The organism is Gordonia sp. (in: high G+C Gram-positive bacteria), from assembly GCF_049299075.1.
In the GTDB taxonomy this organism is placed as follows: Bacteria; Actinomycetota; Actinomycetes; order Mycobacteriales; family Mycobacteriaceae; genus Gordonia.
The window spans coordinates 1-5104 of the sequence record NZ_JBAQWU010000102.1 but is presented as its reverse complement, the minus strand read 5'-3'; the positions used below and the strand labels follow the sequence as shown (position 1 = coordinate 5104).

Here is a 5104-nt window from a genome sequence, read left to right as displayed (position 1 = left end):
TCAACAACACCGGCATCAACCCGGTCTACGGGCCACTCATGGACGCCGATCTCGACGGCGTCCGCAAACTCTTCGACACCAATGTGGTGGCGGCGCTCGCGTACATCCAGGAGGCGTACCGCGCCGGCATGAGCACGTCCGGCGGCGCGATCGTGAATATCGCCTCGGTGGCAGGTCTGCGCTCGACCGGCGTCATCGCCGCATACGGTGCCTCCAAGGCTGCGCTGATCCGCCTCACCGAAGAACTCGCGTGGGAGCTCGGCCCGACAATTCGGGTCAACGCCATCGCGCCCGGCATCGTGAAGACCCAGTTCGCTGCGGCGCTGGTCGCCGCGGGCGAAGATCAGGCGGCAGCCGGCTACCCGATGCAACGCTTGGGCATTCCGGGGGATATCGCCTCCGCGGTGGCTTTCCTGGCAAGTGACGAAGCCTCCTGGATCACCGGTGAGACCCTGCGCGTCGACGGCGGGGTGCTCGCCACCGGTTCGATGTGACCGGCACCGGGTGACCGATCTTTTGATCGTCGGCGCCGGCCCCGCAGGCCGGGCGCTCGCTCACCGTGGGCTGGCGCATGGACTGTCGGTGACGGTAATCGATCCGGACCCCGACCGGGCATGGACGGCGACCATCGGAGCCTTTACCGATGACCTCCCCGACTGGCTCGATGACGACGTCATCGCCTGCGCTGCACCGCAATTCGTCGTCTACACCCCGCAGCGCCGAACCGTGGACCGTGCCTACGGTGTGTTCTCGCCGACGAGGCTGCAAGCAGCGCTGAGTCTGGCCGGAGCTGTCGTCGAACGCATCCGAGTGAGCGAGCTGGGGACCGATCGGGTGAGGCTGGCCGACGGCCGCATGCTGCGAGCCCGCCACGTGATCGACACGCGCGGCGGCTGGAGCGACAACCCCGACCTGCCCCGCCAGCGGGCGTACGGCACTGTTCATCCGCGCGACGCAGCCGACCATAGCGAGATGGTGCTGATGGACTGGCGCGAGACGCCCGAGGCCGGGCCATCATTCAGCTACCGGGTAGCTCTAGGCGACGGCACCCGGCTCATCGAAGAAACGTGCTTGGCCGGTCGTCCGGCGGTATTGCTGACCGAACTGGCGCGGCGCAACGAACTCCGATCCCCCGATCCGAAGATTCGTGTGCCCGAAGAAGTCGACTTCCCGCTGTACCTGCACCGCACGCCCTGGCGGCACACCGGTGCACTGCAGTTCGGTGCGGCGGGTGGACTGATGCACCCGGCGACCGGCTACAGCATCGCGGCGTCGCTGGCGACGGCCGATGACCTGGCCGCCGCCATCGCCACCGGTCGCGATCCCCGTCAGGTGCTGTGGCCCGCCGGAGCACGCTGGACACACCGATTGCGGATGATCGGACTCGGCGTGCTCCTCACGTTCCGGGGCCGCGAACTACGGGAGTTCTTCGACGCCTTCTTCGCCCTGCCATTGCCCACGCAGCGGGCCTATCTGAACGACCGTCACAGCGTGCGCGGCACCCTCGCCGCCATGTGGGCGGTGTTCCGGGCGCTGGGCTGGCAGCAGCGAACCCGGGTGATCCGCAGCACAGTGGCCGCGGTCAGTTCGGCGTCCGCGTTCAGGCCTGCGGCTCGCCCTGTGTTTCGGCGATGGCCTTCTCGACGTCGAGTTCCTTGACCTGATCGAGCAGCGAATCGAGGGCCTGCGGCGGGAGCGCACCGGCCTCGTTGAACACCAGATGGCCCTTCTTGAAGACCATCAGCGTCGGGATGGAACGGATACTCGCGGCCGCCGCCAGCTGCTGCTCGGACTCGGTGTCCACCTTGCCGAAGACGATCTCGGCGTTCTTGTCCGAGGCGGCCTCGAACGTCGGGGCGAACTGCTTGCACGGACCGCACCACTCGGCCCAGAAATCAACGATCACGATGTCGTTGTCCAGGATGGTCTTCTCGAAAGTGTCACCGGTCAGATTGATTGTGCTCATGTCATCCTCAACGTCGGCTGGTACGGGATATTCCCGTGCGGGGCGGTACCGGCAAATCTACGCCGACTGGTCCGTCCCGGCACGAACGTCCGGCCGGTGGGCGACACTTCTCAGACGGTGAAGCCCAGAGCGCGCAGTTGTTCGCGGCCGTCGTCGGTGATCTTGTCCGGACCCCACGGCGGCAGCCACACCCAGTTGATCTCCACCTCTGTGCACAGCCCGCTGCCGACCAGGGCACTGCGGGTCTGGTCCTCGATGACGTCGGTCAGCGGGCAGGCCGGCGAGGTCAGCGTCATGTCGACCTTGACCGCGGCGTCCTCGTCAATGTGCAGGCCGTAGACCAAGCCGAGATCGACGACGTTGATGCCCAACTCGGGGTCCACCACATCGCGCATGGCCTCCTCGACATCGTCCGACGACGGCAGCGAAGTCTGGGGTTCGGTCATGGTGTGCTCCTTGGAACTGATTGGGCGAGAGCGTCTTTGAAGGCGAGCCAGCCGAGCAACGCGCACTTGACGCGCGCCGGATACTTGCTGACTCCGGAGAAAGCGATGCCGTCGCCGATGACGTCCTCGTCGCCGAGGTCGGCGCCCCGGGAGGTCAGCATTGCGCTGTACGACTCGACGGCGGCCAGGGCTTCGTCGACGGACAGGCCGATGATCTGGTCGAACAACACCGAGGTGGATGCCTGGGAGATCGAGCATCCTTGGCCGTCGTAGGAGACGTCCGCGATGGCGTCATCGACCACCGAGACCCGCAGCGTCACTTCGTCACCGCATGTCGGGTTCACGTGGTGCACTTGCGCGTCGTACGGTGCGCGCAGGCCGCGGCCGTGCGGATGCTTGTAGTGGTCCAGGATCACGTCCTGGTACATCTGTTCCATCCGCATCAGGAGTCACCTCGGGCAAAGAACGACTGTGCTCGGCCGATAGCGTCGGCCAGGGCGTCGACCTCGTCGAGGGTGTTGTAGAGCGCGAACGACGCGCGGGCACTCGCGGCGACGCCGAGCCGACGGTGCAGTGGCCACGCGCAGTGGTGACCGACGCGAATCGCGACGCCCTCGTCGTCGAGGACCTGCCCGAGGTCATGGGCGTGAATGCCGTCGACGACGAATGACACGGCGCCACCCCGGTGGTCGGCGTCCGCCGGTCCCACAAAGGTGAGCCCGTCGATCGCGCCGAGCTTCGCCAGCGCCCGAACCACCAGCTCGTGCTCGTGCGCGGCAACCGCATCCATCCCGATGGCCTCGAGATAGTTCACTGCGGCGCCGAGTCCGACCACCTGCGAGGTCATCGGGACTCCGGCTTCGAACCGCTGCGGCGGCGGCGCGTAGGTGGAGGCCTCCATGGTGACTGTCTCGATCATTGATCCGCCGGTCAAGAACGGCGGCAGCTGCGCGAGCAGCGCGGCGCGCCCGTAGAGGACTCCGACGCCGGACGGACCGAGCATCTTGTGGCCGGAGAAAGCGGCGAAGTCGACGCCGAGTGCGGCGAAGTCGACCGGCAGGTGCGGGACCGACTGGCAGGCGTCGAGCACGGTGATCGCGCCCACCGCATCGGCGCGACGGACCAACTCGGGAACATCGGTGACCGCACCGGTCACATTGGATTGGTGCGTGAACGCGACGATCTTGACGGAGTCGTCCAGGATCAGCGAGTCTAGGTCGATCCGGCCGTCGTCGGTCACCCCGTACCAGCGCAGCGTGGCGCCGCTACGACGGCACAATTCCTGCCACGGCACGAGGTTCGCGTGATGTTCGAGTTCGGTCACGACGACGGTGTCCCCGGGACCCAGCGGCTTCCCGCCGAAGATTGGTGCGGACCGCTCATCCCCCAGCGCATAAGCGACCAGGTTTAGCGCTTCGGTTGCGTTCTTGGTGAACACGATCTCGTCGACGGCTGCGCCGACGAACGAGGCGATCGCGGCGCGCGCATCCTCGTAGGCGTCAGTGGCTTCTTCGGCCAGCTGATGGGCGCCGCGGTGCACTGCCGCATTGTGGTTCAGCAGAAAGTCACGCTCGGCGTCGAGCACCTGCAGCGGACGCTGCGAGGTGGCGCCGGAGTCGAGGTAAACCAGCGGTCGATCGTCGCGCACGGTGCGCGCCAGGATCGGGAAATCCGCGCGCACCGCCGCAACATCAAACCCCGTAGTGGTCGTCATGGCGTCACTTGGCCGCGGTCGCCGCAGCCTGGTTGGTGAACCGGACGTAACCGTCACGCTCCAACTCGTCCGCCAGTTCCGGGCCGCCCGACTCGACGACGCGACCGTCGACGAAGACATGGACGAAGTCCGGCGTGATGTAGTTCAGGATCCGCTTGTAGTGCGTGATCAGCAGGACGCCGCCCTGGTCACGTTCCTTGTAGCGGTTGACGCCCGCGGACACGATGCGCAGTGCATCGACGTCCAAGCCAGAGTCCGTCTCGTCGAGCACCGCGATCTTCGGCTTGAGGAGCGAGAGCTGCAGAATCTCCAGGCGCTTCTTCTCGCCACCGGAGAAGCCCTCGTTGACGCCGCGCTCGGAGAACGCCGTGTCCACTTCGAGCTCGGCCATCGCCTCGCGGGTCTCTTTGACCCAGTGACGCAGCTTCGGGGCCTCGCCGCGGACGGCAGTGGCGGCGCTCCGTAGGAAGTTCGACGTTGAGACGCCGGGCACCTCGACGGGGTACTGCATCGCCAGGAACAGACCGGCGCGCGCGCGCTCGTCGACGCTCATGGCCAGTACATCCTCGCCGTCGAGGGTGATCGAACCCTGCGTGACGGTGTACTTCGGGTGGCCGGCGATGGCATAGGCCAGCGTCGACTTGCCTGAACCGTTGGGGCCCATAATGGCGTGCGTCTGGTCCGAGTCGATGGTCAGGTTCACGCCCTTGAGGATGTGAATCGGTTCGGCGGTGGGATCGTCCTGTGCGACGTCAACATGCAGGTCGCGGATTTCCAGGGTGCTCATGTACGGCTTCCTTTGTGGCTGGGGTGCGGCGCTCAGGCGCCAGCGGATTCGAGTTCGGCTTCGACGGCGGCTTCCAGCCGCTCGCGCAGTTCCGGGACGGCGATCTTGGCGAGGATTTCACCGAAGAAGCCGCGGACCACCAGGCGGCGGGCTTGCTCCTCGGGGATCCCGCGCGACTGCAGGTAGAAGAG

Annotated in this window: 8 protein-coding genes; 2 read left to right on the top strand and 6 right to left on the bottom strand. The window is 66.6% G+C overall.

Annotated features, from left to right (window positions below; translation table 11 throughout):
* Positions 1–494 (top strand): SDR family oxidoreductase (locus tag WAW85_RS03340; RefSeq protein WP_422558233.1); only part of this gene is annotated, 494 nt, incomplete at its 5' end.
* 10 nt (positions 495–504) lie between these two features.
* Positions 505–1659 carry a lycopene cyclase family protein gene (locus tag WAW85_RS03335; RefSeq protein ID WP_422558232.1) on the top strand — a complete coding sequence of 385 codons (1155 nt, stop codon included), beginning with the start codon at positions 505–507 and terminating at the stop codon, positions 1657–1659.
* Here WAW85_RS03335 and trxA read toward each other — a convergent pair.
* From trxA to WAW85_RS03305, 6 genes are all read right to left on the bottom strand, one after another.
* Positions 1601–1966 (bottom strand): thioredoxin, encoded by a 366-nt coding sequence (gene trxA / locus WAW85_RS03330; protein WP_422558231.1) that lies wholly within the window; start codon positions 1964–1966, stop codon positions 1601–1603. The two genes, WAW85_RS03335 and trxA, sit on opposite strands and share 59 nt — an antisense overlap.
* A gap of 110 nt (positions 1967–2076) precedes the next feature.
* Positions 2077–2412: a metal-sulfur cluster assembly factor gene (locus tag WAW85_RS03325; protein ID WP_422558230.1), complete on the bottom strand. Its 336-nt coding sequence runs from the start codon at positions 2410–2412 to the stop codon at positions 2077–2079.
* The gene (sufU, locus tag WAW85_RS03320) at positions 2409–2855 is read right to left on the bottom strand and encodes a Fe-S cluster assembly sulfur transfer protein SufU (RefSeq protein ID WP_422558229.1); all 447 of its coding nucleotides are present in this window, start codon (positions 2853–2855) and stop codon (positions 2409–2411) included. Before sufU ends, WAW85_RS03325 begins: the two co-directional genes overlap by 4 nt.
* A complete protein-coding gene (locus WAW85_RS03315) occupies positions 2855–4126 on the bottom strand; it encodes a cysteine desulfurase (protein ID WP_422558228.1) in 1272 nt (423 codons plus the stop codon). Before WAW85_RS03315 ends, sufU begins: the two co-directional genes overlap by 1 nt.
* A gap of 4 nt (positions 4127–4130) precedes the next feature.
* Complete coding sequence (gene sufC, locus WAW85_RS03310) at positions 4131–4913, bottom strand: Fe-S cluster assembly ATPase SufC (RefSeq protein ID WP_422558227.1); 783 nt, start codon at positions 4911–4913, stop codon at positions 4131–4133.
* Between the two features lie 32 nt (positions 4914–4945).
* Positions 4946–5104 (bottom strand): SufD family Fe-S cluster assembly protein (locus WAW85_RS03305; protein WP_422558234.1); only part of this gene is annotated, 159 nt, incomplete at its 5' end.